This window comes from Chitinophaga pollutisoli (genome assembly GCF_038396755.1).
Classification (GTDB): domain Bacteria; phylum Bacteroidota; class Bacteroidia; order Chitinophagales; family Chitinophagaceae; genus Chitinophaga; species Chitinophaga pollutisoli.
In genome coordinates this window covers 1,928,923-1,955,537 of sequence record NZ_CP149822.1, presented here as the reverse complement: position 1 = coordinate 1,955,537, position 26,615 = coordinate 1,928,923, and the positions used below count along the sequence as shown (strand labels likewise).

Below are 26,615 nucleotides of genomic sequence, written 5' to 3'. Positions count from 1 at the left end.
GATGAAACGTATTTACACCTTACTCGCTTTATCCTTCCTGCCGTTGCTGTCGAAAGGGCAGCAGGGCGTGTACATTGCGCCGGGCGAGCGTTTGCAGGTATTTTCAGGGGAGAACTTCAGCATTTACGGCAATATGGTGAACAGCGGCGCTTTCGGCACCGGGAATAATACGGTCGTTCATTTTTTCGGGAAATCGTGGACTAACGGCAACGGCGCTTCCTTGCCGGACGAGAGCAATAACGGGCTTAGCGGCAGGGGAGGCGTGATCCGCTTCCAGGGGAACAATCCTTTGTATGGAAATCTCGGGGCGCAACAGGTATTCGGCGGCTACAGCGCCGTCAGCAAGCTGGGTGCTACCTTTCCCAATATCGATATCAATAATCCTTTAGGATTGATCATGGACGACTTTACCGACATGAAGATCCGCAATACGCTCAACTTCACCACCGGCCATCTGTTCCTTAACGGTTGGAACCTGGTGGTGGGTAACGGGCATCCGGGGCAGATCACCGGTTTCAGTGAAAGGGCGTTCATCATCACCGGTACCGCTATTGCGGGAGGGTTTCTCTTCCGCGAAAAGGTGAAAGCTTCCGATGGAAAGGTGGCATTCCCCATTGGTTCCTCCACCGCGGGATACGCCCCCTTCCAGATCGAATACAGCGGCCCTGCGGATGATTTCCGCGCCAGGGTGTTCGACAGCGTTTACCAGTACGCCGTTTCCGGCCTGGTCAACAAACTCGATTTCACCAACAAAACCTGGAACATCGCCCGCGGGCGCACCGATCAGGGCGATACCCGCCTCACCATTCAGCACATGGATATTGACGAGGGCCGCGATTACAGCGCCTGGCGCGCCGCTTCCTACGTTACCCGCTATTTGAACAACGCCTGGGATTACGAAGAACCGGAATCCTTCCCCACGGCGGGCAACATCAGCACCGGCGGCACGCTGAGAAATGCGACCATGCACGTCCGCCGGTTCAGCAACGGCATCCGCAACAATGAATATTTCACAAAAGCTTCCATATTGTACGGCCCGTATGCTCCGGCCGTTTTCATCGTCTTTAACGCTTACCGCATCAACGAATCCCAGGTGCAGCTGGAATGGTCGGTGGCCCGCGAGATGAACAACGAGCGATTCATCATCGAGCGCCGGCTGGATACCGATACCGGTTTCGTGAAGGTCGGGGAGCTTTTTACCATGGCGCCCAACGGGAGCACCGGCACCCGGCTGGATTACCGGATCGTGGACCCCAACGGGCACGACGGATGGAGTTACTACCGGATCCGCGCCGTGGCGCGCAACGGCCGCGAAAGCGTTTCCGAAATCCGGGAAGTACCGCCCTTCCTCCGCCTCGACGTATTCCCCAACCCCAGCTTCGGCAGCTTCCAGGTGCGGGTGAGGGGCACGCAATCCAACCTGCTTATGCAAATCGTGAATACGATGGGGCAGATCATGAACCAATACAGTATCGAAGGCGAACGCACGATTTATGTGAACAACCTGGCGAAAGGCACCTATGTACTGGTGTTTTATGACAAATCCACCGGAAAGCAAATCCGCACTTTCAGGGTAGTGGTCCTGGAGCGGTAAGAACAAATTGCTTTGTAAAGTCCCGGAATTGCAGCAAATTTGCAGTGTCTGATTATACTACTGCACACGCTTAGAATTTACCGGGTTTGAAAAAGATCATCATCACGATAGACGGATACTCCTCCTGCGGGAAAAGCACGCTGGCCAAACAACTGGCCGCGAAACTGAACTATCTGTATATCGACAGCGGCGCCATGTACCGCGCGATCACCTTGTATTTCATCCAGCAACGGGTGGACTGGGCGGACATCTTCCAGGTGAAAACCGCTTTGGACAATATTCATCTCGAATTTGTGCACAACCAGCTGACCGGCCAGAGCGATATGTTCCTGAACGAAGAGAATGTGGAGCCGATGATCCGGGAGATGGTAGTAGCCGAAAAGGTGAGTGAAGTAGCGGCGATCAAAGAAGTGCGAAACTTCGCGGTGGCCCAGCAGCAAAAGATGGGCGCGGGCAGGGGAATCGTGATGGATGGCAGGGATATCGGAACGGTTGTTTTTCCCTATGCCGAACTGAAAATTTTCATGACGGCGGACCCCGGCATCCGGGTGCAGCGCCGGTTCAAAGAGCTGTACGCCAAGAACCCCAATATCACCCTCCACGAAGTGAAAGAAAACCTGGAGCTCCGCGATTATATCGATTCCAACCGGGAAGCCAGCCCCCTCCGCAAAGCCGACGACGCCATCATCCTCGATAACAGCAACCTGACGATGGATGAACAGCTGGACCTCGTGTCCCAGTGGGTGGAAGATGCTATCATGTCACATTCCTCCTGATTTTTTTTGTATATCAAAAAAACGTTATTACCTTTAGGTAACGATACTATACCTTCTTAACCTCATCCTCCGAAATTCCTGCATTATTTAATGGTCTTGGCGCTATTTCCTCCAGAGAGGAGATGCAGAGCATTTGCCGCCCCGATATTGGACCTTGTGACTTTATTCCTGGAAAAAAACCTGCTACATTGTTGCCTGTCAACCTGTTGACACCTGTTCCCGGACGCCGCTAAGCGCCGCCGGCAACTTGCCATCGCAACAATCAGCGGTTTTTGTGATTGTCCAAAGGCTTTAAGCCATATCCGGACTGCATCCAGTTAAAAGACCATGCTATTAACCGTATAACAATGAACTCTGAAATATATTCAACACTGCCATGCCCTCCGGGCTGGCGGGCTTGTAAAATCAATGTGGACCGGCGGCGTTTTCCGCCCCGATTCATATTTTCAGTAGGTGTATTCGGTTAATAGGAAAGGGGCGAATTCTTTCGCCCCTTCGTTTTTCTACCTGAAAACGAACCGGATAACAGGATTTCGCAATTATATTTTACCTTGTGGAAGCTGTTTGCTCCATTAAGCATGTTTCTTAGAAGGACCATCACCCTGCTCATACTGCAGTTATTCCTCATGGTTGGCGCTACGGCGCAGGATTCCCTGCGGGTATTCGGGTTGCTCGACTCGATCCGCGGCCTGCGCGATGATACGGCGAAAGTCAATGCCTACCTGGCCAAATCCCGGACAGTATACCGGTATTTCGACAAAGGGGGCAGGGAGAACCCCTTTCTCCAGGAAGCCCTCGCACTGTCTGTACGCCTCAATTACCCGAAAGGCCGGGCGGAGGCTTACAACGACCTCGGCACCTCGCGCCGCAACAAATCCCAATACATCCTCGCCACCGAGTACCACGAGAAAGCCCTCAAAGCCGCGATCGAAAGCAAAGACCAGCGCCTTATCGCCACCTCGTACAACAACGTGGGCGTCGACTACCGCCGGCGGGAAATGCTCGAAAAAGCCTTCGATAACCACTTCGAGGCGCTTAAAATCGCCGAAAAGATCAACGAGACGCGCTCCCTCACCGTGGCCATCAATTCCATCGGCAACATTTACCTGTCAGACGCGAAGTACGAAGCCGCCATCCGCGAATTCACCCGCGCCCTGGAACTGGAGCAGCAGGGCAATAACAACCTGGGCGTGGCCATCAACCTCGGCAACCTCGGGTACGCTTACGAAGGCCTCAACCAGCTCGACCGCGCCATCGATTACTACGAACGCTCCCTGGCCGTCAACCAGCAGCTGAACAATCATACCGGCATGGCCATCTGCTACACCTGCCTCGGCACGGCCTACCAGAAAAAAGGCAATTACGCCGCAGCCATGGTCTACCTCCAGAAAGCCCTCGAAGCCAACGAGCAAGTGGAAGACAAAGTGCACCTGGCCGAAAATTACATCTCCATCGGCCGCCTCCTGAACAACGAAGGCAAGCTCCCCGAAGCCCGCAAATATATCCAGCAAGCCCTCGACCTGGGGCACCAGTGGACCTTCAACTACATCCTCCAGGAAGGCTACAATGCCATGGCCGACAACTACAAACGCGCGGGCGATTTCGCGAAGTCGTTCGACAATACGCAGTTATCGTTGCAATACAAGGACAGCATCCTCGAAGAGCGTACCAGCACGGAGTTCGCGCAAATGAAAGCGCTGCATGAGGTACACCGGAAAGACAATCAGATCAAGGAGCTGCAGCAGGACCAGGAGATCAACCAGCTTCGCATACGGCGGAACCTCGCATTGGTGATCGCCCTGGCCGGGTTCCTGTTTATGCTGATCGTGGGCGGCTTTTTCTATATCCGCCACCGCAACCTGCAGGCCAACCGGCAAACGCTGCAACTGGAACTGCGGTCGCTCCGATCGCAGATGAACCCGCACTTCATCTTCAATTCCCTCAATTCCATCCACCGTTACATCTGGAGCAACAACCAGGAGGAAGCATCCGAATATCTCACGAAGTTTTCCAAGCTGATGCGCATGATCCTCGACAACAGCCAGCATACCTTCATCCCGCTCAATAAAGAGCTGGATTCTTTGCGGCTGTACCTCGACCTGGAGGCACTGCGTTGCAGCCATATGTTCGATTATCATATTTTTGTGGACGATGAGATCAATGAAGAGGAAGTGCTCATCCCGCCCATGATCATCCAGCCGTATGTGGAAAACGCCATCTGGCACGGGCTGGTACACCGGAAAGAGAAAGGAAGACTGGATATTGAGGTAACGCTGAACGGGCGGATACTGGAAGTAACGGTGACAGATAACGGGATCGGGCGGAAGCTGGCGATGGAAATCCGGGAGAAGAAAGACAAGCTGCATAATTCCATGGGCATGAAGGTAACGGAAGGGCGTATCGCACTGATCCGGAAAATCAATAACACCAAAGACGCAAACGTCGAGATCACGGACCTGCACGGTCCGGAAGGGGAGGCCACAGGCACAAAGGTGCGCATCGTGCTGCCGGCAGAGTTTTTATTTTAACAGCATAAATATTCCTGTATGAGTGAAATCAGAACCATCATCGTAGACGACGAGCAACATTGTATCGAGGCATTGCAAACGATGCTGACAAAGAAATGTCCGGAAGTAACGGTGTTGGCCGGGGTGAAGAGCGTGCAGGAAGCCAGGAAATTGATTGACGAGCTGCGGCCCGACCTGGTGTTCCTGGATGTGGAAATGCCCCATCAAAACGGTTTCGAGCTGCTTAAACAATACGACCGCATTCCTTTCGACGTCATCTTTACCACCGCATACGAGCAATACGCGCTCAAAGCTATCAAATTCAACGCACTCGACTACCTGCTCAAGCCGTTCAGCATACAGGAGCTGCAGGATGCGTTGCGGAAGTTTCATGAAAGGCGGCAAAACAAACCTGAGCCGGGCATGGCGCCGCTGGAAATGTTTCTGCAGAACATGAAAACCCTCCAGCATTCGAACAAAAAAATCGCATTGCCGACCATCAATGGCCTGGTGTTCATGCCCGTCCAGCAAATCGTGCGCTGCGAATCCACCGGCAACTACACGAAGATCTTCTTCACCGACCGCAAGCAACTCCTCGTGTCCAAGCCCCTCAAGGAGTTCGAAGAGCTGCTGACCGACGTGGATTTCTTCCGCGTCCATAACTCCCATCTTATCAACCTCCAGCAAATGGACAGCTACATCCAGGGTGAGGGCGGTTTTGCGCTGATGAGCGACGGTACCCAGGTGGAAGTTTCCCGCCGCCGGAAAGCGGAGTTCCTCCGCAAGGCGATGCAATTTTAAGTCCGCTTCCGCATCCGAATTTCATTTTCACACCGCCAGTTATGCGTTATTCGATACCGGATATTAATTACCGGTTGCGGACGTTTGTACCTGATAGTACATTTGTACCAGCAATTATCACCGTGTTTGTTACTAAGCCCCAAAATTAATTTTCTCTGCATTACTAGCGTTTGATTACCCCCAAAGAAAAAAGCACCGCTCAGCGGTGCTTTTTTCATGTATATACAATCTGTTAGTCAGTAAAGTTGTCTTTTAAGCCCATGCGGCGGCGGTTTCATCAACCAGGTGCTCCAGTCCGAAGAATCCCGCCAGTTTGCGGATAACCGCTTCCACGATGGCATCCGGGCAGGAGGCGCCGCTGGTGAGGAGGAGGGTGATATTTTCCTTTTGTGGCAGGTAGCCGGAGCTGCGGAGCTCTTCGTGGTTGTGGAAATCGTAGTGCAGGAGCTCTTTGGGCGAAATCAGTTTTTCTTCGGAAGAAATGAAATAGGTAGGGAGCTTTTCTTCGCAAAGTTCCACGAGGTGCGAGGTGTTGGAGCTGTTGTATCCGCCTACCACGATGGCAAGGTCGGCTTCCACGTTGAGCATGCCGGTAACGGCCGTCTGGTTGTCGTTGGTGGCGTAGCAAAGCGTGTCGCGGGTATCGGCGAAGCGTTCGGCGATCCGGTCGTCGGGGAGTTGGTAATGTTCCTGGATGGCCTGGCGCACGTAGTCGGCGATGGCCTGCGTTTCGGAAGCGAGCATGGTCGTCTGGTTCACGACGCCTACGCGCCCGAGGTGTTTCGTAACGTCGAACCCTTCGCTGTACTGCCCTTTGAATTCTTCGTAGAACCCTTCGGCCGGGGCTTCTTCCCGGATATAGGCGGCGAGCCGGTGCGTTTGCTCCATGTCTTTTACCACGATGGTGGGCGTATGCGAACGGCTATGCGAAAAAGTAGCCCGGGTTTCCTCGTGCTTCGGTTTCCCGTGAACGATCACCGTGTAATCCTTCCCGCCGATCTGCTCAGCTTTATTCCAGACCCTTTCCACGAACGGACAGGTGGTGTTGTATTTCAAAGGCGCGATTCCCAGCGATTCCAGCCGCGCTTCGATTTCCAGCGTGGTGCCAAAAGCGGGGATGATGACGATATCTTCGGGCTGCAGCGATTCCCAGGGAATGAGCTGCTTGCCGGAAGTGTCCATGAGAAATCGCACCCCGCGCGACAGAAGGTCGCTGTTGACCTGCGGGTTGTGGATCATTTCGCTCAACAGGAAAATCCTTTTTCCCTCATTTTCCTCCACCGTCCGGAATGCAATCTCGATGGCGTTTTCCACGCCGTAGCAAAACCCGAAATGCCGGGCCAGCAGAATCGTAAGCGGCCCAAATTCCAGTCTGGTAGGCGTAAAATCTTTCTTCATCTTGTCCTGCTGCTTTCTTTGCTGTTTGATGGCAGAGATGAGCGGGCTGCGGTATATGATCGGTACGTTGAATGTTTTCATGGCTTATGCGATAGGCAAAGATAGGCATTTCATCGGTGGAATTCCCGCGGCGGGATGACGCCCGCCAGACAATTCCCGCGGGGTTTGTTGAAAATGAGGAAAGCGACGGATGAGAAGCACGACCATAAGCTGGTGCAGGAGCACGTCGCCCGGGGCGAGGCCGAAATACAGGATGGCGAAGCACTGGTTGAGATAGGTGACGAGTGCGGCGGGGGTGTGTTCATTCCGGTGGTTCAAATACAGCGCTGATGCGGCGATGAGGCTTTCAGCAACGGCAGGAAGGATGATGTAGGGGTTGCCGGTCAGCAGGTAAAACAAGGGGCCGGTAATCAACACCAGGGCGCTGAGCGCTGTTGACGAGGATGATGCTCTGGATGGCGGACTCCTCGTGCAGGCCTTTGGTCCCCGTTTTGGTGATCGAAGCAATCTTTCTGCCAGCCGAACGGATCATGGTCTGGACGGACTTTGGAACACGGGATCTAACGTCTTGCAATGTATGTATCTCCAGCATACGGCCGGAATTATTTTTCGTTGCTGTACTGGCGGAGCCATTGCTTTTCTTCGGAGGTGAGGCTGTTGTAGCCTTTTTCCGAAATCTTGTCAAGCAGCTGGTCCAGCCGGGAAGCGTGGGAGGGATCGGGGGCGTTGCGTACCACGCGGAGGGGGGATTTTTGGGTTTGAAGGTGCGGGTGTTGGTTTTCCGGCGGCTGAAGAGGTGGTTGATGCCGTCGAACAGCTGCATGAGCGGTGCGCAGAGGTCGGTGCCGGAGGATTTGAGAATGCGGACGTAGCCGAATCCGAAAAGGGCGCCGCCCAGGTGGGCGAGGATGCCGCCGACGTTGCCGTCGGGGATGGATATGAGGTTGAGGATTAGCACGGCGACGGCGAGCCATTTCAGTTTGAAGTGGGCGACGAGGATGCTGATTTCCAGGTTGGGCATAAGGGTGGCGCTGGCGATGAGGAACGCCATGGTGGCGCCGGATGCGCCCAGGAGGGGGCCGCCGAGATAGGGCGTGGCGGGAAGGAGGTAGTAGAAAAGGAGGTACATCCCGGCGCCGAAAAGGCCCGAGAGGAGGTAGAGGGGAAGTACGCGGCGGTTACCGAGCTCAGAGCGGAACAGGTTGCCGAACCAGTAGAAGGTCAGCATGTTAAACAGGATATGCAGGACGCCGATGTGGAAAAACATATAGGTAATGGCGCCCCAGGGCTTGAAAAGCAGGGTTCGGTCTGCATGCATCACGAGGTTGTCGACCAGGAACGCCCAGGCGCCGGCGGCGAAAGGGATTTGCAGGGTGCCGAGGAGCCGCAGGATGCCCACGATAAGGAACACGGCTACGTTAATGATCATCAGGTGGTTCACCGTATTGTCCTGTCTGAGCCAGTATTTGATATCCGCTTTGAAAGTAGTTCCGTTCATACCGGAAAATTAAGGAAAAAAATGCTCGCCGGCCTTTCCCACGGCCAATTTTCCATTTTCGCACCGAAAACGGATGGTTTTGGCGGAAATGCATAAATGATTCATTTTCAATAACAGTTTTGGTCAAATAAAGTTGTCGCGAAGGGAGATTTATCGTATCTTTGCCCCCTTAAAACTTTATATTTTGGAAGAAAACAACATTACTAACGAACAAAACGCTGAACAACAGGCTCCTGTGGCTCCGGCCGCGGCAGAAACAGCGACAAAAAATGCTCCTGTTGCAGTAGTTGAGACCGCTCACGATGATTTCGACTGGAGCGTGGACAAACGTAACGTTACTTCTTACACCGCTGAGGAAAAAGCGAAGTATGATGCTACTTACGACGGTACCTTCAAGGTGTTCGACGAGAACAGCCTGCTGATGGGTACGATCGTTGGCCTGACGAAGACCGACGTGGTGATCAACATCGGGTTCAAATCCGACGGTTTGATTTCCTTCAACGAATTCCGTGACCTTCCCGGCCTGAAAATCGGCGACGAAGTGGAAGTACTGGTAGTTGAGAAAGAAGACCGCGACGGCAACCTGCACCTGAGCCGCAAACAGGCTCGTATGCAACGTGCATGGGAGCGTATCGTGGAAGTTTACAAAACCGGCGAAGTGGTTACCGGTACTGTTACCAGCAAAACCAAAGGCGGCCTGATCGTGGACGTTTACGGCATGGAAACGTTCCTGCCCGGTTCTCAGATCGACGTGAAACCCGTTACCGATTACGACCAGTTCGTGGGCAAAACCATGGAATTCAAGGTGGTGAAAGTGAACGAGGCTATCCGCAACGCCGTGGTATCTCACAAAGCGCTTATCGAATCCGATATCGAGCAGCAACGTGTGGACATCATCTCCAAACTGGAGAAAGGCCAGGTGCTGGAAGGTACTATCAAGAATATCACCGATTTCGGTGCGTTCATCGACCTGGGTGGTCTGGACGGTCTGCTCTACATTACCGACATCAGCTGGGGCCGCATCAGCCACCCGAGCGAGGTGCTGCAGATGGACCAGAAGATCAACGTGGTTGTGCTCGACTTCGACGACGAGAAGAAACGTATCTCGCTGGGTTACAAGCAACTGACCCCGCATCCGTGGGATACTTTGCCCGCTACCATCTCCGAAGGAGCGAAAGTAAAAGGCAAAGTGGTGAACATCGAAGATTACGGCGCGTTCCTGGAAATCCTCCCCGGTGTGGAAGGTCTGGTACACGTTTCCGAGATCTCCTGGGCTTCTACCCCCATCAATGCGAAAGAATTCTTCAAACTTGGAGAAGAATACGAAGCAGTGGTGGTTACCCTCAGCAAAGACGAGCGTAAAATGTCGCTCTCTATCAAGCAACTGACCGAAGATCCCTGGTCTACCATCGAAACCAAATTCCCGCTCGACAGCCGTCATAAAGGTATTGTGAAAAACATCACTCCTTACGGCGTATTCGTTGAACTGGAAACCGGCATCGGCGGTATGATCCACATCTCCGACCTCAGCTGGATCAAACGCTTCAACCACCCCTCCGAGTACACGAAAGTGGGCAACGAGATCGAAGTTGTTATCCTGGGTATCGATAAAGACAACCGCAAGCTCTCCCTCGGTCACAAACAGATCGAAGAAGATCCCTGGAACACCTTCGAAACCATCTTCCCGATCGGTTCCATCCATGAAGGTACCGTGGTGAAGAAAGACGACAAAGGCGCTACCGTGCAGCTGCAATATGGCCTGGAAGCTTACGCTCCCGCCCGTCACCTGCGCACCGAAGATGAAAAACCGATCGCTGTTGAAGACGTGAAAGAATTCCAGATCATCGAATTCGATCGCAACGAAAAACGCATCCTGGTTTCTCATACCAAGGTTTGGGAACAAGCGAAAGCCGACGAAAAAGATGCAGTCATCAAAGAAAAACGTGCTGACGCTGAGAAAACCCGCAAGACTGTGAAAAACATCCAGTCCAAGGTAGAAAAAGCCACCCTGGGCGACCTGGGCGCGCTTGCCGAACTCAGAGAAAAACTGAAACAATCCGAAGGCGGCGAAGAAAAGAAAGCCGAGTAGTAGTATTGTTCTCGAAAAATAAAAATCCCCCTGGTGAAAACCGGGGGGATTTTTTTGCCCCGCCCTGATCCCGCACGAATACAACATCATAGCACCGTACTTCATGGTTAGGCAAGGGGCCGGCATGGATACGCTGTAGCAGCATACTTTCCCCCTATAATATCATTTCATTCGACTTGAATGAACCATTCCGTAACAGGCAAACAATACTTGGATTAACATCAATACGTATTCCCGTATTTTTTCAGCATATAGCCCCAGGCCGGATTGTACAAATCACGGCAAATGAATTGGCATCGCCCCCTGAAAGTACGTCCTGTAGCCCGTTATAGCCTGTCTATATCCCCTATAACCAAAATTTATTAGGTTTATTTTAACACTTCCTATACCTTCGCACCCTATATAGTCTATAAAATTAATAGGGTAAAAGATGTCAAATTTGTACAAGCTAACCCTGCTTATGCTGCTGTTTAACCTGACTACATATGCACAAAGCAGGAAGATCTCCGGAAGCGTTCGCTCCGGCGATGGCCAACCACTTCCCGGCGTCACCGTTTTCATAGCGGGCACATCCACCGGAACTATTTCCTCACCCGACGGCACCTGGAGCCTCTCCATCCCCGATACTGCGACCGCAGTGTCTTTCCGCCTCATCGGCATGGAAACGCTCGTGCTGGCCATCAACGGCCAGTCGGTATTGAACGCCGTTCTCCACAACTCGGATAAGCAACTCCAGGAAGTAGTGGTGACCGCGCTCGGTATTTCCCGCGCCAAAAAAGCCCTCGGTTATTCCGTGCAAGAGGTGAAAAGCGCGGAACTGCAAACCCGGCCCACCAACGCTCTCGGAGCCCTCTCCGGTAAGGTAGCCGGTCTGCAGATCATCTCCGGCGGCGGTAACATGGGCGGCTCCAACAGGGTACTGCTCCGTGGTATCAATTCCATCTCCGGTAATAACCAACCGCTCTTCGTGATCGACGGTATCACGATCGACAACGCCGATATGAACACCCGCACCACCGCACAGGGCGGCGCGGGAAAAGACGTGGGCAACACCATCCAGGACCTCAACCCAGATGATATTGAATCGGTGAACGTGTTGAAAGGCCCCGCTGCCGCGGCACTTTACGGTACCCGCGCAGCCAACGGTGTGATCGTTATCACCACCAAAAAAGGCCGCGCCGGCAAAGGGCTCGACGTCACCATCAACTCCGGCCTCGAACTGGAACGCATCGTGCGCCTCCCCGAACGCCAGCAATTATACGGCGGCGGTAAATCCAATTCCTTCCAAACCGCCAACATCAACGGTACCACCTATAACCTCGTCAACTACGGTATGGATGAAAGCTGGGGCCCCAAACTCGATGGCACCCCCGTTCTCCACTGGTACAACCTCGACCCGGAGTTCGCAGACGATTACCTCAACCCCCAACCCTGGGTGTATCCCAAACACGACGCCACCGACTTCTTTCGGACCGGCCTGGCCACCACCAACAACGTTTCCGTGAGCGGCGGCAACGACAACCAGACCTTCCGCCTGTCGTACACCAACAAACTCGTGCGCGGCACCACGCCCAATTCCAAACTGCAACGCAACACCGTGAACTTCTCCGGCTCCAACCGCTTCGGGAAATTCCTCGCTACCGGGAACTTCAACTTCGTGAAGAACCAAAGCACCGGCAGGCCCTGGACAGGCGCCACCAACCGGGGCATTATGCTCGAAGCCTTCCAGTGGGGACAGGTACAGGTGGATTACGACAAACTCCGCGAATACAAACGCGCCGACGGTACCCCTCGCGCCTGGAACCGCAACAGTTGGGATAATACCGCCGCCGGCCGCGCCACCAAATACATCGACAATCCTTTCTGGTCGGCCTACGAAAGCTATCTCGAAGAAAACCGCGACCGCTTCTACGGCAATATCGGCCTGAACTTCGAAGTCAATTCCTGGCTGAACCTCAGCACCAAAGTAAACGCAGACCTGTACGGATACGATTACCAGGATCGCATCGCCGTGTACTCCCGTTCGCCGAGCAGCTACACCGAGTACAATAACAAATTCAGCGAGTTCAACTACGAATTCCTCGCTAACGCCAACAAACGCTGGAATGACATTTCGCTGTCTGCATACGCCGGCGGTAACATCATGAACCAGAAGCGCACGATTTCCAACGCGGTTACGCAGGGCGGACTGATCGTGCCCTTGTACTACAACCTCAAGAACGCGAACAGCGTCCTCAACGAAACAAACCGTTACCAAAAAAGTATCTATTCGCTTTTCGGAAGCGTGTCGCTCGGGTACAAAAACCTGTTATTCCTCGATGGTACGCTGCGGAACGACTGGAGTTCCACGCTGCCGCTCGACCGGAATTCTTTCGCATATCCTTCCGTTTCGTCCAGCTTTATCGTGAGCGAACTTTTGAAAAGCGCTTCCTGGCTGGATCTGCTGAAAGTGAGGCTGAGTTGGGCGCAGGTAGGGAATGATACCGACCCTTACCAATTGCAGCAAGTGTATGAGTCGGTGCAGTCGTTCAACGGCAACCCCGGCGCCAAACTGCCCACGGTACTGGCCAACAGCCGCCTGAAACCGGAAATCACGTCGTCCCTTGAAGCGGGTGTTAGTTTCCGCATCCTGAAAAACAGGCTGGGACTGGATGTGACGGGTTACAGCAACGACAGCCGCAACCAGATCATCAACATACCAACTTCCACCGCTTTCGGTTATGACAGCAAATTCATCAATGCCGGTAAAATCAATAATACCGGTCTGGAAATCACGCTGACGGCGGTGCCCATTTCGAAGAAAGATTTCAACTGGGATGTCAACCTTAACTGGTCCACCAACCGCAACAAAGTGGTGGAACTGACGGAAGACGTGACCAGTTTCCCCATCAACGACGCCAATAGCCTCATCGCGCTTGTGGCGCGGGAAGGACAGTCGTTCGGCCAGCTCATGGGCTATGATTTCGTATACGACGGCCAGGGGAATAAAGTGATTGACGCAACCGGCGCCTATGCGCGTACCCAGCAGCTGGTACCGCTCGGCAGCGTGCTCCCGCGCTGGCAGTTCGGTATCGGGCAGCACTTCACCTACAAGCGTTTCGATGCCGGCTTTTTGGTTGACGGGCGCGTAGGTGGCAAGGTGTTTTCGCAAACGTATAGCGTAGGTATGACCACCGGGGTGCTGAAAGCGACAGCCGAAAACGGCATCCGTGAAAACGGCCTGGTGCTCGAAGGCGTGAACGGAACGGTTGTTTATAATGCCGATGGCACTTACACCGTTTCCGGCACCAAGCCCAACACCACCCGCATCACGGCGCTGAACTGGGGCGCGGGACATAGCAGCGGGCCAACTTCGCAGAGCATCTTCGACGCCACTTTTGTGAAACTGCGGGAAGTAACGGCAGGTTATACGATTCCATTCCAAAATAAAACGGTACAGCAACTGCGCGTTTCCGCCTATGGCCGTAATCTTTGGAATATTTACCAGGCCAACCGCAGCGTGGATCCCGAAATCACCAGCAGCGGCGGCAACATCCAGGGCATCGAAGGGGGCAACATCCCCGTGCCGGCCACTTTTGGCGTAAACGTACAGGTAAAATTCTGATAAACCGACATGAACATGAAACAGCTTACTTTTCTTAAATATACATTCGCAGCCATTGCCGGGCTCTTCCTGGCAGCTTGCAGCGACGATAAATTCAGGGACATCAATACCGATCCCAATCGTCCGACAGACGTACCCACCACCATGCTAATTACCACCGGCCAGAAGCAGTTGGTGGACGCCCTCCGTGGCTCCGCCGCCAATTTCCGCGGCAGCATGTTGTTTGCGCAGTATTTTTCCCAGAACCAGTACACCAACGAATCGCGGTACGACCTTGGCCGTACCGGTTCGGACGCTATTTGGGACGGAACTTACAAAGCGTTGAATAACCTCGAGCAGATCATCCGCCTGAACACGGATCCGCTGACCAAAGACAGGGTCGCCGGCGCTGTGGGGCCCAATGAGAACCAGATTGCCATTGTGCGCATCCTGAAATCCTGGGCTTTCCTGTCGCTGACGGATGTTTTCGGTGATATTCCTTACAGCTCTTACGGCAGCTCCGACCCGGATTTTCAGGCGTTGAAGCTCAATCCGGAGATACTGAAGCCGAAATACGCTTCCCAGGAGAAGATTTATACTGATATCCTGAAAGAGTTGAAAGAAGCGGCGGCACAGCTCACAGCGGAGAATACATTCCAGGCTTACGACGGGATTTACAAAGGCAATACGGCTTTATGGAAAAAATTCGCCAACTCGCTCCGGTTGCGGGTGGCGGTGCGCATCCGCGCGAAATTGCCTCAGCTGGCGGAAACGAATATCCAGGAAGCCATTGCAGGCGGGTTGATCTCCAGCAATGCGGAGAACGCCACCTTGAAATATGAGAATAAGTCACCCAATGAGGCGCCTTTATTCCGGATCACCGTCACGGAGAACCGCCGCGACTTTTCCGTTTCGCATATCCTGATCGATGTGCTGAAAGGAGATGTGGGGCCATTTACCACGGCTGATCCCCGGTTGGCGGTGTATGCCCGTCCCAACACCCAGGGGCAATACCGTGGCCAGCCTTACGGGCTGCAGCCTTCGGTGGCGAGCCTGCTGACGGCGGAAAATATCAGTTTGCCCGGTACGGTCGTGAATGCGGCAGATTATGCGGAAGTGCTGATCGAGCTGGCGGAAGTGAATTTCCTGCTGAGTGAGGCCCGTGGCTGGACGCAGGCGGATTATGTGGCGGGGGTGCGCGCTTCCCTGGAGAAATGGGGGGTTGATGGCACCGCGGCTACCACTTACGTGAACGCCCTGCCCGCGGCAAACCGGGAGAACGTGCTGTCGCAGAAATACCTGGCGTTGTACATGCAAGGTATTGAAGGATGGGCCGAGGTTCGCAGGACCGGCGTGCCTGCCTGGCTGGTGAAGCCGGGGGATGTGGTTTGGCCGGATCTTCCGGATCCGTTGCCGGGAGAAGATAAGTTTACCCCGTTTGTAGGAACCGGTATTCCCGCCCGGTTGTATTATCCGCAGAAGGAGCAGACGGTGAATGTGGACAACTACCGCTCGGCGCTGGCCGCCCAGGGTGGTGACGTGTTGGCGACCAAACTTTGGTGGAATAAATAAAACCAGCCATATATTTTTTAAGATGGTGGAAAGGCGTTCTGAAAAGGATGCCTTTCCTTTTTTATATTTATCGGGTGGAATTTATATTGGCCATATTTTCATTCAGCATTGCCGTGTTTTATAGGACTATTGTAGGGTTCGTACTCGTCTCATTGCCAGGAGGAACGATCCGGTGGCTGACTGGCGGCCGGAAACGGTGCTGGAGATCATATCTAACAGAAAATGAATCGTTTGATAACTTCCGGGCGGTGTGCTTATTCGTGCTGGCCCTGGCTGTTACCGGTGGGATGGGATATTTGATTTTGCGGAAAGCGGGGTTGATATAATAGATTCCCCCGATGTTTATCGTATTGAAATGCCCGACACAAACCCGGAATCCAACTGTACCTCACTATTTTTCCCGATTGCGTAAATCATTTTCCCTTTTCGATAAGGTGTCCCCCTCGTCCTGTATGACCTTTGCGCCGGATTGAGACACCGGAGATGGCCCATTTGTACCCTGCAAAGTGCCTTTTCTATCTGCGGTGTTTCTTTCCACCAAACTTTGCTTTTTTAAACATACATGATGAAACATTTAATCTATACTTTATTGCTGATGGTTGGTTTTGCCGGTATTGCGCAGGCAGAAGAACAGGCGCCGGGCAATATCGTGGGCGTGGTATTGACGAACGACGGTCAGCCGGCACCCATGGTAACGGTATTGCTCAAAGGCAAGAACCGTGGTGATATGACCAACGAAAAAGGTGAGTTCAACATCCGCCGGGTGCAGCCAGGGACATATACCCTGCAGGTTTCCCTCGTAGGTTTCGAGACTTCCGAGCAGACGGTGACGGTAGAGGCCAATCAGACGGCCACCGTCAACATCCACCTGCAACTGTCCAACACCCAGCTGAACGAAGTGATTATCAAAGGCATCCAGCTGAAAGGGAAACGCGAAAGCGACCATATCGCCCGTTTGCCCATCAAGAACCTGGAAAACCCGCAGGTATATAATACGATTGGACTGGAACTGATGAAGGAACAGGTAGTTGTTTCGTTCGATGATGCCATGCGCAATGCACCGGGCGTGAACAAGTTGTGGTCTTCCACCGGCCGTCCCGGCGACGGTGCCAGCTATTTTTCCATGCGTGGTTTTGCCGTGCAGCCTTCCATGATCAATGGGATTGCCGGTCTTACCAACGGGAACATCGATCCCGCGAACATTGAGCACATCGAAACCATCAAGGGGCCTTCGAGCACCTTGTTCGGCAGTAGCCTCATTTCTTTCGGCGGGCTCATCAACATTGTGACGAAGAAGCCTTACGACCACTTCGGCGGCGAGCTTTCTTATACAGGTGGCGGATTCGGGCTTACCCGTATTACTGCGGATGTAAACGCACCTTTGAATACGGATAAATCGGCGCTCCTGCGCGTGAATGCCGCCTATCATAACGAAAAATCTTTCCAGGACGCCGGCTTCCGGAAATCCATCTTCCTGGCGCCGAGCTTATCGTATCAGGTAAACGATCGCCTTTCATTCAATGTAAATGCGGAGTTTTACAACGGCGAAGGCACCAATCCACTCATGGTGTTCCTGAACAGGTCGCGCCAGCTGAAGTACCGGACGCCGCAGGAAACCGGTATCGATTTCGACCGTTCCTTTACCAGCAACGACATCACCAACCGTACACCCACCGTGAACCTGTACGGCCATATGCAATATAAACTGTCCGACAAATGGACTTCCCAGACCAACGTTACCCGCAGCAGCCGCAAAAGCGACGGTTACTACCAGTATGTAATGTTCCTGGACGCGCCTTACAATCCGATTCCGGGTCAAACGAAATATCCCGAGCAGGATTCCTTCATGACGCGGTATGCCTATAAGCAAAACTCCATCGCCGTAACTACCGGGATCCAGCAGAATTTCATCGGCGATTTCAAGATCGGTTCCCTGCGCAACCGCATGGTGTTCGGCCTCGATTTCCTCGGCATGGAAACGACCAATAACAACTCGCCTTATGCCATTTTCGACGTGGTAAGCGCCATGGACCCGAAGGATCCTCGTTATTCCCAGCTCAACGCGTCTGCGGTGGATGCAAAACTGGCCGGATTAACAACGGGTCAAACGCGCAATGAGCAGTCGACATATACCTACAGCGCCTACGTTTCGGATGTTTTAAATATTACGGAAAAGCTGATTGCGATGGCGAGCCTTCGCGTGGATTATTTCGAGAGCAAGGGAACGAAGAACTTCATTAACGGCACCAAGGCCGGCCATTACAACCAGACCACCGTTTCTCCGAAATTCGGCCTGGTGTACCAGGTTGTGAAAGACAAAGTGGGCGTTTTTGCCAACTACATGAACGGGTTTAAGAACGTGGCGCCGGTGACGCAGCCGCTGCCGGAGCTGGATGGCAATTTCAAGCCGCAACATGCCAACCAGATTGAAGGTGGTGTTAAATTCGATGTGCTGAACAAGCGGTTGAATGCTACCATCAGCTATTACGACATCAAAGTGGACAACATGAATATGCAGGGTTCCATTACCAAGGAAGGCGTGAATTACAACTATACCTACCAGGGCGGCACCCAGCATAGTAAGGGCGTAGAGTTCGATCTGAATACGAATCCCGTAGATGGATTGAATATCGTAGCGGGTTATTCCTATAATAACAGCAAGATGGTGAAGGCCGATAAATGGACTTTGGGTCGCAGACCGGTAAGCGCAGGTCCGGAGCATTTTGCTAATTTGTGGGCCACCTATACAGTGCAAAGCGGTGTATTGAGCGGGTTCGGTATCGGTGCGGGTGGTAATTACGCCGGCGACAATGTGATCACCAATGATTTCCGTACGGGTACTTTCACGCTGCCGGCTTACACAGTGTTCAACGCCACAGTGTTCTACAACGCGAAAGCGTTCAGACTGGCGCTGAAAATGGATAACATTGCCAATAAAGAATACTTCACGGGTTGGACGACCATTGAAAAGCAAATGCCCCGTCGTGTTTCTGCAAACATGACTTTCAAATTCTAGGCAGAAGGAAAATATCTTCTTGACAAGGGCGCTCCCGGCATGGGGCGCCCTTGTTCATTCTATCGCAACTGATGCAGATAACTAATTGACGGGCAGTATGGTCCCAGCTTTCAGCTGTTGAGTAGCTGGAAGTCGGTTGCCTGGATTGGGTATTTAGAAATCATGTGACGATGCATCAAAGCGAGAGCTTCTCCAGTTCCGCTTCGCCGAATGCGAGGAGGGAGGGGAGTTGCATATCTGCCAGTACGAACCGTTGTTCGGTGCGTTTGTGGGCTTCTGGTATCACGACCACTTTCATGCGGGCGGCTTTGGCGGCGATCATGCCGGTAACGGAATCTTCGAAGGCCAGGCAGTTGAGTGGATGGGTGTTAAGGGCTTCAGCGCAGGCAAGGTATACAGCTGGATGGGGTTTGCCATATGCTTCAAATTCGGCGGAGGATACGGCGCCGAAGTAGGAACGGATATGCAGGTGGTCCAATACGGATTGGATGAGGCGCATGGGGGAGGAGGAAGCGAGGCCGATTTTGTAATTACGGGAACGGAAGAAGTCGAGAATGTAGGTTAGTCCTTCCATAGCCTGGGCCTGACGGAGGATTTTGGCGGTAACGCTCTCGATGATCTCGTCGGTCACTTGCTCGGGGCTTTTGGTGTCCCAGCCGAAGTAGTTGTGCCAATAGCTGACAACTTCGCGGGTGCGGAGGCCGGTGGTGAGGTGCGTGAGCTCGGGAGAAAGGGAAACGCCTACGGTTGAGAAGACTTCCCGCATCGCGATACCCCAGAGTGGTTCGGAGTCGATGAGGAGGCCGTCCATGTCAAAAATCGCCGTCTGAATCATCATATTGTACCTTTTTGCGCCGCAAAGGTACGTGGTTTTGGGGAGAAATGGGGCGGAAATGGAGGATGACGGAAGGATTGGATAGTATAAGTGGTTGATAGATAATTAGATGAGATGAGTTTCGCGATATTTGGTAGTTTTTGCTCCAGAGACATCCTAAAGGATGAGTATTGGGGGCAAATCAACCTGTTGGGAGGAACTTTGCGATCATGATTTGGCTGATTGGGGATGAAACAGTTACGGGAAGCGGCAATTGGACGTTGACCTGTTGGGAGGAACTTTGGTGTAATGATTTTGGCTGATTGGGAGGGATTTGGGGATGGGAGAGCACTAGCCAGCCGATAAATAAAAGTTATGGGCCATAACCAAAGCTCCCCGGTCCCGGAAGCTGGCGTTGCGTCGCAATCCCGCTGTGGAAGGGTGCGACGCAACGGTTGCCCGGGCAGAATTCCTCCGCTGGCTCCTCCGAGTTTAGAAATTTTCTAAAATCCCCCCGCCTTTTTTATGAAAAAAGTTTTGCGTTATGAAGGTGGACCTATACCTTTGTATTACTCTACAAAATCTATAGGAATATGGGTTATGAAATAAGGAAGAAAGTAAGGATGCACATGTGCAGATGCTGTTGGGAAAACCCGGCGGACTAGAGCGGAGCGCTTACATAGGAACATCTGTTTACAGAAATATACTACAAGAGCCTCCCATGCCAGGGAGGTTTTTATGTTCTTACGACCTCCCCTCCCAATGTTATGAATACCATTTTATCACGAGCAACTCATTCATCATGCAAAGTTTCAGAACCGAACTGGAAAATCCGATCGTAGAAAAGGACATCATCGAACTGGAGCAGAAAATCAGACTCTACCGCGAAGGCAAAATGACGGACGAAAAATTCCGATCCCTCCGCCTCGCCCGCGGCGTCTACGGCCAACGCCAGCAAGGTGTGCAAATGGTCCGCATTAAACTCCCCTACGGCAAAATGACCCTCCGGCAATGGAAACGCATCTCCGATATCTCCGACGAATACTCCACCGGTAACCTGCACCTTACCACCCGCCAGGATATCCAGATACACTTCGTGTCGCTGGACCGGACCCCGGAGCTGTGGTCCAAACTGGAACTCGACGAAGTCACCATCCGCGAAGCCTGCGGCAACACCGTCCGCAACATCACCGCGTCCGACACCGCCGGCATCGATCCCAACGAACCCTTCGACGTAACGCCCTACGCCGACGCCGCGTTCCGGTATTTCCTCCGCAACCCCATCTGCCAGGACATGGGCCGCAAATTCAAAATGGCCTTCTCCTCCAGCCCGAAAGACTCCGCCCTCACCTTCATCCACGACGTTGGAGCCATCCCCAAAATCCGTGTGGTAGACGGGAAAGAAGTGCGTGGATTCAAAGTAGTGGTAGGCGGCGGCCTCGGCGCCCAACCCTATCTCGCCAAAACGACCTTCGATTTCCTCGAAGCGGACCAGCTTATCCCGTACATCGAAAGCCTCCTGCGCGTGTTCGACCGCTACGGCGAAAGATCCTCCCGCCACAAGGCCCGCCTCAAATTCCTCATCCAGAAAATCGGAATCGAAGAATTCGAGCGCCTCGCCAAAGAGGAATACAAAGCCCTCAAATCCAAAACCTACCCAATCGATTTCGCTGCATACCCCGAGCCGGAGCTCCCAGCGGCCAACCCCGCCCTGCCCGCGTTCACCATCCGCGACCCGAAAGCCTTCGAAGCCTGGAAAAAAACAAACACCTTCGAACAAAAACAAAAAGGCTTCTTCGGCGCATACATCCGCGTGCTGCTCGGCAATATCAGCTCCGTAACCTCGCGCTCCCTCATCGAAAAACTGGCGCCCGTAATAGGAGACGACATCCGCGTGACCGTGAACCAGGGCCTGCTGCTCAAGTTCATCCGTCCCGAACACCTTCCCTACGTTTTCAGCGTACTCGAAGAACATGACCTGCATAAAGCCGGTTTCGATTCCGTAGCCGACATCACAGCCTGCCCCGGCACCGACACCTGCAACCTCGGCATCTCCAGCTCCACCGGCATAGCTGTTGCCCTGGAAGACGTGATCCGCGACGAATTCCCGGACCTCATTTACAACAACGATATTAAGATCAAGATCTCCGGCTGCATGAACTCCTGCGGCCAGCACGGCCTCGCCCACATCGGGTTCCACGGCTCCTCGCTCAAAAGCGGCGGAAGGGTGCTCCCCGCCCTCCAGGTGCTCCTGGGCGGCGGCGTCCTCAGCGACGGCGAAGGCCGCGTGGCCGACAAAGTACTGAAAGTGCCCAGCCGTAAAGGCCCTGACGTACTGCGCACCCTCCTGCACGACTACGAAGCCAATGCGCAAAAAGGCGAACTGTTCAACGACTACTACGACCGCAACGGCGAAAAATATTTCTACGAGCTGCTCAAACCCCTCACGGATCTCACCGCCCTGAGCGACGGCGACTTCGTGGACTGGGGCCAGGCTGAAACCTTCGCCACCGCCATCGGTGTGGGCGAGTGCGCCGGCGTGATGATCGACCTCATCGCCACCCTGCTCTTCGAAGCGGAAGAAAAACTGGACTGGGCTACGCAGGCTTTTGCCAATGGAGCCTGGGCCGACGGGATCTACCATTCCTACGCCTGCCTCATCCAGACGGCGAAAAGCATCCTGCTCGACGAAAATGTGAACTGCAACACGCAGCACGGGATCATGAACGATTTCGACAAGCATTTCGTGGAAACCGGCAAATTCCCTGTGGAAGGGACTTTCCGCGCGCTGGTCCTGCAAATCAACCAGCACGAGCCTACCGAAAGCTTCGCAAAACAATATTTACAACAAGCCCAGGCGTTTTTCGACCGCGCGCAGCAATACAGAGCCGCCCGCCAGGCCGCAGCCGCCAATGCTTAATCATCAACCACCATTCTTAAAAAACACGATCATGCAAACATTACATCCGAAAGTGACACTGGTAGGCGCCGGCCCCGGCGATCCGGATCTGATCACGGTGAAAGGGCTGAAAGCCATCCAACAAGCCCGGGTGATCCTCTACGACGCCCTGTCTAACAACGAACTGCTGGACCACGCGCCGCAGAATTGCCTCAAGCGTTTCGTAGGCAAGCGCGCCGGCATGCATGTTTACACCCAGGCGGAAATCAACCGCATGATCGTGAAGTACGCACTGACATACGGCAGCGTGGTACGGCTGAAAGGAGGGGACTCCTTCGTATTCGGCCGCGGCCAGGAAGAAATTGCCGCCGCACAGCAGTACGGGATCGAAACCGAAGTAATTCCCGGTATCAGCAGCGCCATATCAGTGCCCGGGGTCAATAAAATCCCCGTAACCGCCCGCAACGTCAGCGAAGGGTTTTGGGTGATCACGGGCACCACACAGGACGGTAAACTGAGTCGCGACCTCGAATTCGCCATCCAGGCGGATACCACCGTGGTGATCCTCATGGGCATGAGCAAACTCGCGGAAATTGCTTCCATTTACGAAGCGAAAGGCCGCGGCCAGGTGCCTGCCGCCATCATCCAGAACGGTACGCTGCCCGACCAGAAAGTGGGCGTGGGCGTAGCCGCCGATCTGGCCGCTATCGCGGAAGGCCAGGGCCTGCGCAACCCCGCCATCATTGTGATCGGCGAAGTCGTACGCTTCCATGAAGCCTTCCAGGAACTGCAAACCAAACTGGCGGATAACTATAAACTGGCTGTTTAATTCTTTATCTTGTCACCATGGAACAGAACCATCTTTTTCCCATCTTCCTGAAACTCGACCAGCTGCAAGTGCTGGTAGTGGGCGGGGGGAACGTGGGTTGCGAAAAAGTGGGGGCGATCCTGAATAATTGTCCTGCCGCCCGCGTAACCGTGGTTGCCACCTGGTTTGCCCCCGAAATGGCGGGCATCGTGGAAGGCTTTCCCAACGTAACGTTGGTGGAAAAGCCGTTTTCCTGCGGGGACATTTTCGGGAAAGACCTGGTGATTGCCGCCACGGCAGACAGGGACCTCAACTACTGTATCTGGGAAAAATCCAAAGCGGCGAAAGTGCTGATCAATGTAGCGGATACACCCGCATTGTGCGATTTTTACCTGAGTTCGGTAGTGCAGAAGGGGAATCTGAAGATCGCCATCAGCACCAACGGCAAGTCGCCGACCATCGCCAAAAGGTTGAAGGAAGTGCTGAATGAATCGATTCCCGAGGGCCTCGAATCCATTTTACAGCATTTGCACGCCATCCGCGACCGGCTGAAAGGGGATTTCTCCGAAAAAGTGAGGAAATTGAACGAGTTGACAAGCGTGTTGGTGAAGAAAGACTGAAGTTTCATATATACAGATATCTCAGAAAAAATGGGCGCGCATCCTCCGGGGTGCGCGTTTTGTGTTGGGGGAAACGAAAATCCCGCCGGAAGCGTGAGCCGCCGGCGGGATCGGTATTTTGAATAAACGGTGGTTTATTGTTCGTAGAAAAGGGCTTTAAGCTCGTTGGCGTCGGCCGGTTTCATTTTACCGCCGAGGATGAGGCGGAGCTGGCGGCGGCGTAGGGCGCCGTCGTAGAGTTTTTTCTCGTCTTCCGATTCGGCGATCACCTGGGGAACGGGGCGCGATTTGCCGTTGGGGTCCAGGGCAACGAAAGTCATAAAGGCTTCGTTGGATTTGTAACGGTATTGTAAAACCGGGTCTTCGCCCCAAACTTTCATATGCACTTCGATGGACGTGGTGAAAGCGCGGGTTACGATGGCTTCGATATGCACCACATTGCCCAGTTTGATAGGGTTTTCGAAGGAAATGTTGTCGACGGAAGCGGTAACTACCGGGGCGGCGCAATGTTTCATACAGGCCAGGGCGGCGGCAATATCCATCCAATACATCAGGCGGCCACCCATCAGGTTGCCGAAAGTATTGGTATCGTTAGGGAGCACCAGCTCGGTCATCTGAATGAGCGATTCATGGGCCTTTTTAGGCATCAAGGTCATAATGGAACGAATTTCGGGGGCAAAATTACGGGAATGCAATGACAATTCCCGGGGCTTGCGATGGAAGGGAGTTTGAAGCGATCTTCCGCCGGGAAATTTTTGAAACATGCTGTGGTGGCTGGTTTGAGAGGGGTTTTGGAGGGCGGTGGGAAAATTCGGTTTGGGAGGGGAACAAATTTGTGTAACTTTGCATGACCTTACGGAAGTAAATTACTTGACAGGATACCACCATTACAGTCCCGGCATCACTTCCCGCTTTGGTCAAGTAAAAGAATCAGGAACTTAGTTTTTATGGCAAAATATATCTTCGTTACGGGAGGTGTTACTTCCTCATTGGGTAAAGGAATTATCGCTGCGTCCCTCGCTAAATTATTGCAGGCGCGCGGCTTTAAAGTGACTATTCAGAAATTCGATCCGTATATCAATGTGGATCCCGGGACATTGAACCCTTACGAGCACGGCGAGTGCTTTGTAACTGAAGATGGCGCAGAAACCGATCTTGACCTGGGGCACTATGAGCGTTTCCTCAATACACCCACTTCCCAGGCTAACAACGTTACCACCGGCAGAATTTACCAAACCGTTATCAACAAAGAGCGCGAGGGCGCCTACCTGGGCAAAACCGTTCAGGTAATCCCGCATATCACGGACGAAATCAAACGCCGTATCCTCCTGTTGGGGAAAGACGGTAAGTATGATATCGTTATTACCGAACTCGGCGGCACCGTGGGCGACATCGAGTCGCTGCCCTACATCGAGGCGGTTCGCCAGCTGCAATGGGAGCTGGGCGAAGAAGATTGCCTGGTAGTACACCTCACCCTCATCCCTTACCTGCGCGCCGCGAAGGAGCTGAAAACCAAGCCCACGCAGCACTCGGTAAGACTCCTTTCTGAAAACGGCGTGCACCCGGATATCCTGGTGTGCCGTACCGAAGAGCCCATGTACCGCGAGCTGAAGAAGAAAATCGCGCTGTTCTGTAATGTACAGGTCGACGCGGTGATCGAAGCCAACGACGTGGGGACCATCTATGAGGTGCCACTGGAAATGATGCGCGAAAAACTCGACGTCATCACCCTCAAGAAACTGAACCTGCCCGTCGAAAAAGAACCTGAGCTCACCAAATGGCGCGAGTTCCTCGACAAGCTGAAATATCCCAAGACTAAAGTAACCATCGGCCTCATCGGTAAATACGTGGAACTGCAGGATGCATACAAGTCCATCCTGGAGTCGTTTATCCATGCAGGTGCGGTGAACGAGTGCAAGGTTATTGTGCAAAATATTCACTCTGAGCACATTACACCCGATAATGTAGCGGAAAAACTGAAAAACCTGGACGGCCTGCTCGTGGCGCCCGGATTCGGTCACCGCGGCATCGAGGGTAAAATCACGGCGATCCAATACGCCCGTGAGAATAATCTGCCCTTCTTCGGCATCTGCCTCGGCATGCAAATGGCCGTTGTGGAATATGCCCGCAACGTCATGAACCTGAAGGATGCGCATTCTACGGAAATGAATCCGGAAACCGCCCATCCCGTGATCAACCTCATGGAAGAGCAGAAAAAAGTGACCAAAATGGGCGGAACCATGCGCCTCGGCTCCTACGCCTGCGACCTGAAACCCGGTTCCCAAGCCTCTGCTATTTATAACGGCGCCACCGCCATCACCGAACGCCACCGCCACCGCTACGAGTTCAACAATGACTTCCTCGACCAATTCGAGAAAGCAGGCCTCGTTGCTTCCGGTAAAAACCCGGAAACCGGACTCGTGGAAATGATTGAGCTGCCCGGCCATCCCTTCTTCGTCGGCGGCCAGTTCCACCCCGAGCTGAAATCCACCGTGGAAAGTCCGGCGCCGCTCTTCGTTAGCTTCGTTGCCGCTGCCAAAACCTATGCCGAATCTAAAAATGGCAAGGCTAAACAGCAGGAAGAGAAAGTGGTACATGAATAATAAAATCTTGATGTAATATGGATTTCTGTTAGCGGAT

The 26,615-nt window shown here is 53.4% G+C and carries 17 protein-coding genes and 1 pseudogene; 12 read left to right on the top strand and 6 right to left on the bottom strand.

Annotation, left to right across the window (positions count from 1 at the left end):
- The first annotated feature begins 1 nt into the window (after window position 1).
- From WJU16_RS07960 to WJU16_RS07945, 4 genes are all read left to right on the top strand, one after another.
- Window positions 2-1,594 carry a T9SS type A sorting domain-containing protein gene (locus WJU16_RS07960; RefSeq protein ID WP_341837790.1) on the top strand — a complete coding sequence of 531 codons (1,593 nt, stop codon included), beginning with the start codon at window positions 2-4 and terminating at the stop codon, window positions 1,592-1,594.
- Window positions 1,595-1,680: 86 nt separating this feature from the next.
- A complete protein-coding gene (gene cmk / locus WJU16_RS07955; protein WP_341837789.1) occupies window positions 1,681-2,370 on the top strand; it encodes a (d)CMP kinase in 690 nt (229 codons plus the stop codon).
- 578 nt (window positions 2,371-2,948) lie between these two features.
- Entirely contained in the window at window positions 2,949-4,898 is a 1,950-nt protein-coding gene (locus WJU16_RS07950; RefSeq protein ID WP_341837788.1) for a tetratricopeptide repeat protein, read from the top strand.
- Window positions 4,899-4,916: 18 nt separating this feature from the next.
- Window positions 4,917-5,678 (top strand): LytTR family DNA-binding domain-containing protein, encoded by a 762-nt coding sequence (locus tag WJU16_RS07945; protein WP_341837787.1) that lies wholly within the window; start codon window positions 4,917-4,919, stop codon window positions 5,676-5,678.
- A gap of 252 nt (window positions 5,679-5,930) precedes the next feature.
- On the opposite strand, the gene WJU16_RS07940 is transcribed toward WJU16_RS07945, so the two are convergent.
- From WJU16_RS07940 to WJU16_RS26035, 4 genes and pseudogenes are all read right to left on the bottom strand, one after another.
- Window positions 5,931-7,157 (bottom strand): 4-hydroxy-3-methylbut-2-enyl diphosphate reductase, encoded by a 1,227-nt coding sequence (locus tag WJU16_RS07940; protein WP_341837786.1) that lies wholly within the window; start codon window positions 7,155-7,157, stop codon window positions 5,931-5,933.
- 3 nt (window positions 7,158-7,160) lie between these two features.
- Window positions 7,161-7,475 carry a hypothetical protein gene (locus tag WJU16_RS07935; RefSeq protein ID WP_341837785.1) on the bottom strand — a complete coding sequence of 105 codons (315 nt, stop codon included), beginning with the start codon at window positions 7,473-7,475 and terminating at the stop codon, window positions 7,161-7,163.
- Between the two features lie 203 nt (window positions 7,476-7,678).
- A complete protein-coding gene (locus WJU16_RS26040; protein WP_404980339.1) occupies window positions 7,679-8,050 on the bottom strand; it encodes a DUF6576 domain-containing protein in 372 nt (123 codons plus the stop codon).
- Window positions 7,945-8,394: pseudogene (locus tag WJU16_RS26035) on the bottom strand (rhomboid family intramembrane serine protease); the annotation flags it as partial. The gene WJU16_RS26040 and the pseudogene WJU16_RS26035, both read right to left, overlap by 106 nt.
- A gap of 364 nt (window positions 8,395-8,758) precedes the next feature.
- On the opposite strand from WJU16_RS26035, the gene rpsA reads away from it, so the two are divergent.
- From rpsA to WJU16_RS07910, 4 genes are all read left to right on the top strand, one after another.
- On the top strand, window positions 8,759-10,663 hold the full coding sequence (rpsA, locus tag WJU16_RS07925; RefSeq protein WP_341837783.1) for a 30S ribosomal protein S1: 1,905 nt from the start codon (window positions 8,759-8,761) through the stop codon (window positions 10,661-10,663).
- A 460-nt stretch (window positions 10,664-11,123) separates the two neighbouring features.
- Entirely contained in the window at window positions 11,124-14,267 is a 3,144-nt protein-coding gene (locus WJU16_RS07920) for a SusC/RagA family TonB-linked outer membrane protein (protein WP_341837782.1), read from the top strand.
- Window positions 14,268-14,282: 15 nt separating this feature from the next.
- Complete coding sequence (locus tag WJU16_RS07915; RefSeq protein WP_341837781.1) at window positions 14,283-15,818, top strand: SusD/RagB family nutrient-binding outer membrane lipoprotein; 1,536 nt, start codon at window positions 14,283-14,285, stop codon at window positions 15,816-15,818.
- 562 nt (window positions 15,819-16,380) lie between these two features.
- Window positions 16,381-18,834, top strand: a complete 2,454-nt coding sequence (locus tag WJU16_RS07910; RefSeq protein WP_341837780.1) for a TonB-dependent receptor — start codon at window positions 16,381-16,383, stop codon at window positions 18,832-18,834.
- 175 nt (window positions 18,835-19,009) lie between these two features.
- Here WJU16_RS07910 and hxpB read toward each other — a convergent pair whose 3' ends face one another.
- Window positions 19,010-19,672, bottom strand: a complete 663-nt coding sequence (gene hxpB / locus WJU16_RS07905; protein ID WP_341837779.1) for a hexitol phosphatase HxpB — start codon at window positions 19,670-19,672, stop codon at window positions 19,010-19,012.
- A 778-nt stretch (window positions 19,673-20,450) separates the two neighbouring features.
- Here hxpB and WJU16_RS07900 point away from each other — a divergent pair.
- The 3 genes from WJU16_RS07900 to WJU16_RS07890 are packed head-to-tail and all read left to right on the top strand — an operon-like array spanning window position 20,451 to window position 23,975.
- The gene (locus WJU16_RS07900) at window positions 20,451-22,568 is read left to right on the top strand and encodes a nitrite reductase (protein ID WP_341837778.1); all 2,118 of its coding nucleotides are present in this window, start codon (window positions 20,451-20,453) and stop codon (window positions 22,566-22,568) included.
- A gap of 31 nt (window positions 22,569-22,599) precedes the next feature.
- The gene (gene cobA / locus WJU16_RS07895; protein WP_341837777.1) at window positions 22,600-23,376 is read left to right on the top strand and encodes a uroporphyrinogen-III C-methyltransferase; all 777 of its coding nucleotides are present in this window, start codon (window positions 22,600-22,602) and stop codon (window positions 23,374-23,376) included.
- 17 nt (window positions 23,377-23,393) lie between these two features.
- On the top strand, window positions 23,394-23,975 hold the full coding sequence (locus tag WJU16_RS07890) for an NAD(P)-dependent oxidoreductase (RefSeq protein ID WP_341837776.1): 582 nt from the start codon (window positions 23,394-23,396) through the stop codon (window positions 23,973-23,975).
- A 134-nt stretch (window positions 23,976-24,109) separates the two neighbouring features.
- Here WJU16_RS07890 and WJU16_RS07885 read toward each other — a convergent pair whose 3' ends face one another.
- Window positions 24,110-24,631, bottom strand: a complete 522-nt coding sequence (locus WJU16_RS07885) for an acyl-CoA thioesterase (RefSeq protein WP_341837775.1) — start codon at window positions 24,629-24,631, stop codon at window positions 24,110-24,112.
- A 291-nt stretch (window positions 24,632-24,922) separates the two neighbouring features.
- On the opposite strand from WJU16_RS07885, the gene WJU16_RS07880 reads away from it, so the two are divergent.
- On the top strand, window positions 24,923-26,578 hold the full coding sequence (locus WJU16_RS07880) for a CTP synthase (RefSeq protein WP_341837774.1): 1,656 nt from the start codon (window positions 24,923-24,925) through the stop codon (window positions 26,576-26,578).
- Window positions 26,579-26,615: the final 37 nt, after the last annotated feature.

Coding starts and splice junctions, on each gene's coding strand:
- WJU16_RS07890 (WP_341837776.1), top strand. CDS start 23,394: ATGGAACAGAACCATCTTTTTCCCATCTTCCTGAAACTCGACCAGCTG.
- WJU16_RS26040 (WP_404980339.1), bottom strand. CDS start 8,050: ATGGCTCGCCGTCGCCGTGCTAATCCTCAACCTCATATCCATCCCCGA.
- WJU16_RS07910 (WP_341837780.1), top strand. CDS start 16,381: ATGATGAAACATTTAATCTATACTTTATTGCTGATGGTTGGTTTTGCC.
- WJU16_RS07915 (WP_341837781.1), top strand. CDS start 14,283: ATGAAACAGCTTACTTTTCTTAAATATACATTCGCAGCCATTGCCGGG.
- WJU16_RS07885 (WP_341837775.1), bottom strand. CDS start 24,631: ATGACCTTGATGCCTAAAAAGGCCCATGAATCGCTCATTCAGATGACC.
- WJU16_RS07900 (WP_341837778.1), top strand. CDS start 20,451: ATGCAAAGTTTCAGAACCGAACTGGAAAATCCGATCGTAGAAAAGGAC.
- WJU16_RS07945 (WP_341837787.1), top strand. CDS start 4,917: ATGAGTGAAATCAGAACCATCATCGTAGACGACGAGCAACATTGTATC.
- WJU16_RS07940 (WP_341837786.1), bottom strand. CDS start 7,157: ATGAAAACATTCAACGTACCGATCATATACCGCAGCCCGCTCATCTCT.
- WJU16_RS07920 (WP_341837782.1), top strand. CDS start 11,124: ATGCTGCTGTTTAACCTGACTACATATGCACAAAGCAGGAAGATCTCC.
- WJU16_RS07880 (WP_341837774.1), top strand. CDS start 24,923: ATGGCAAAATATATCTTCGTTACGGGAGGTGTTACTTCCTCATTGGGT.
- WJU16_RS07950 (WP_341837788.1), top strand. CDS start 2,949: ATGTTTCTTAGAAGGACCATCACCCTGCTCATACTGCAGTTATTCCTC.
- hxpB (WP_341837779.1), bottom strand. CDS start 19,672: ATGATGATTCAGACGGCGATTTTTGACATGGACGGCCTCCTCATCGAC.
- WJU16_RS07960 (WP_341837790.1), top strand. CDS start 2: ATGAAACGTATTTACACCTTACTCGCTTTATCCTTCCTGCCGTTGCTG.
- cobA (WP_341837777.1), top strand. CDS start 22,600: ATGCAAACATTACATCCGAAAGTGACACTGGTAGGCGCCGGCCCCGGC.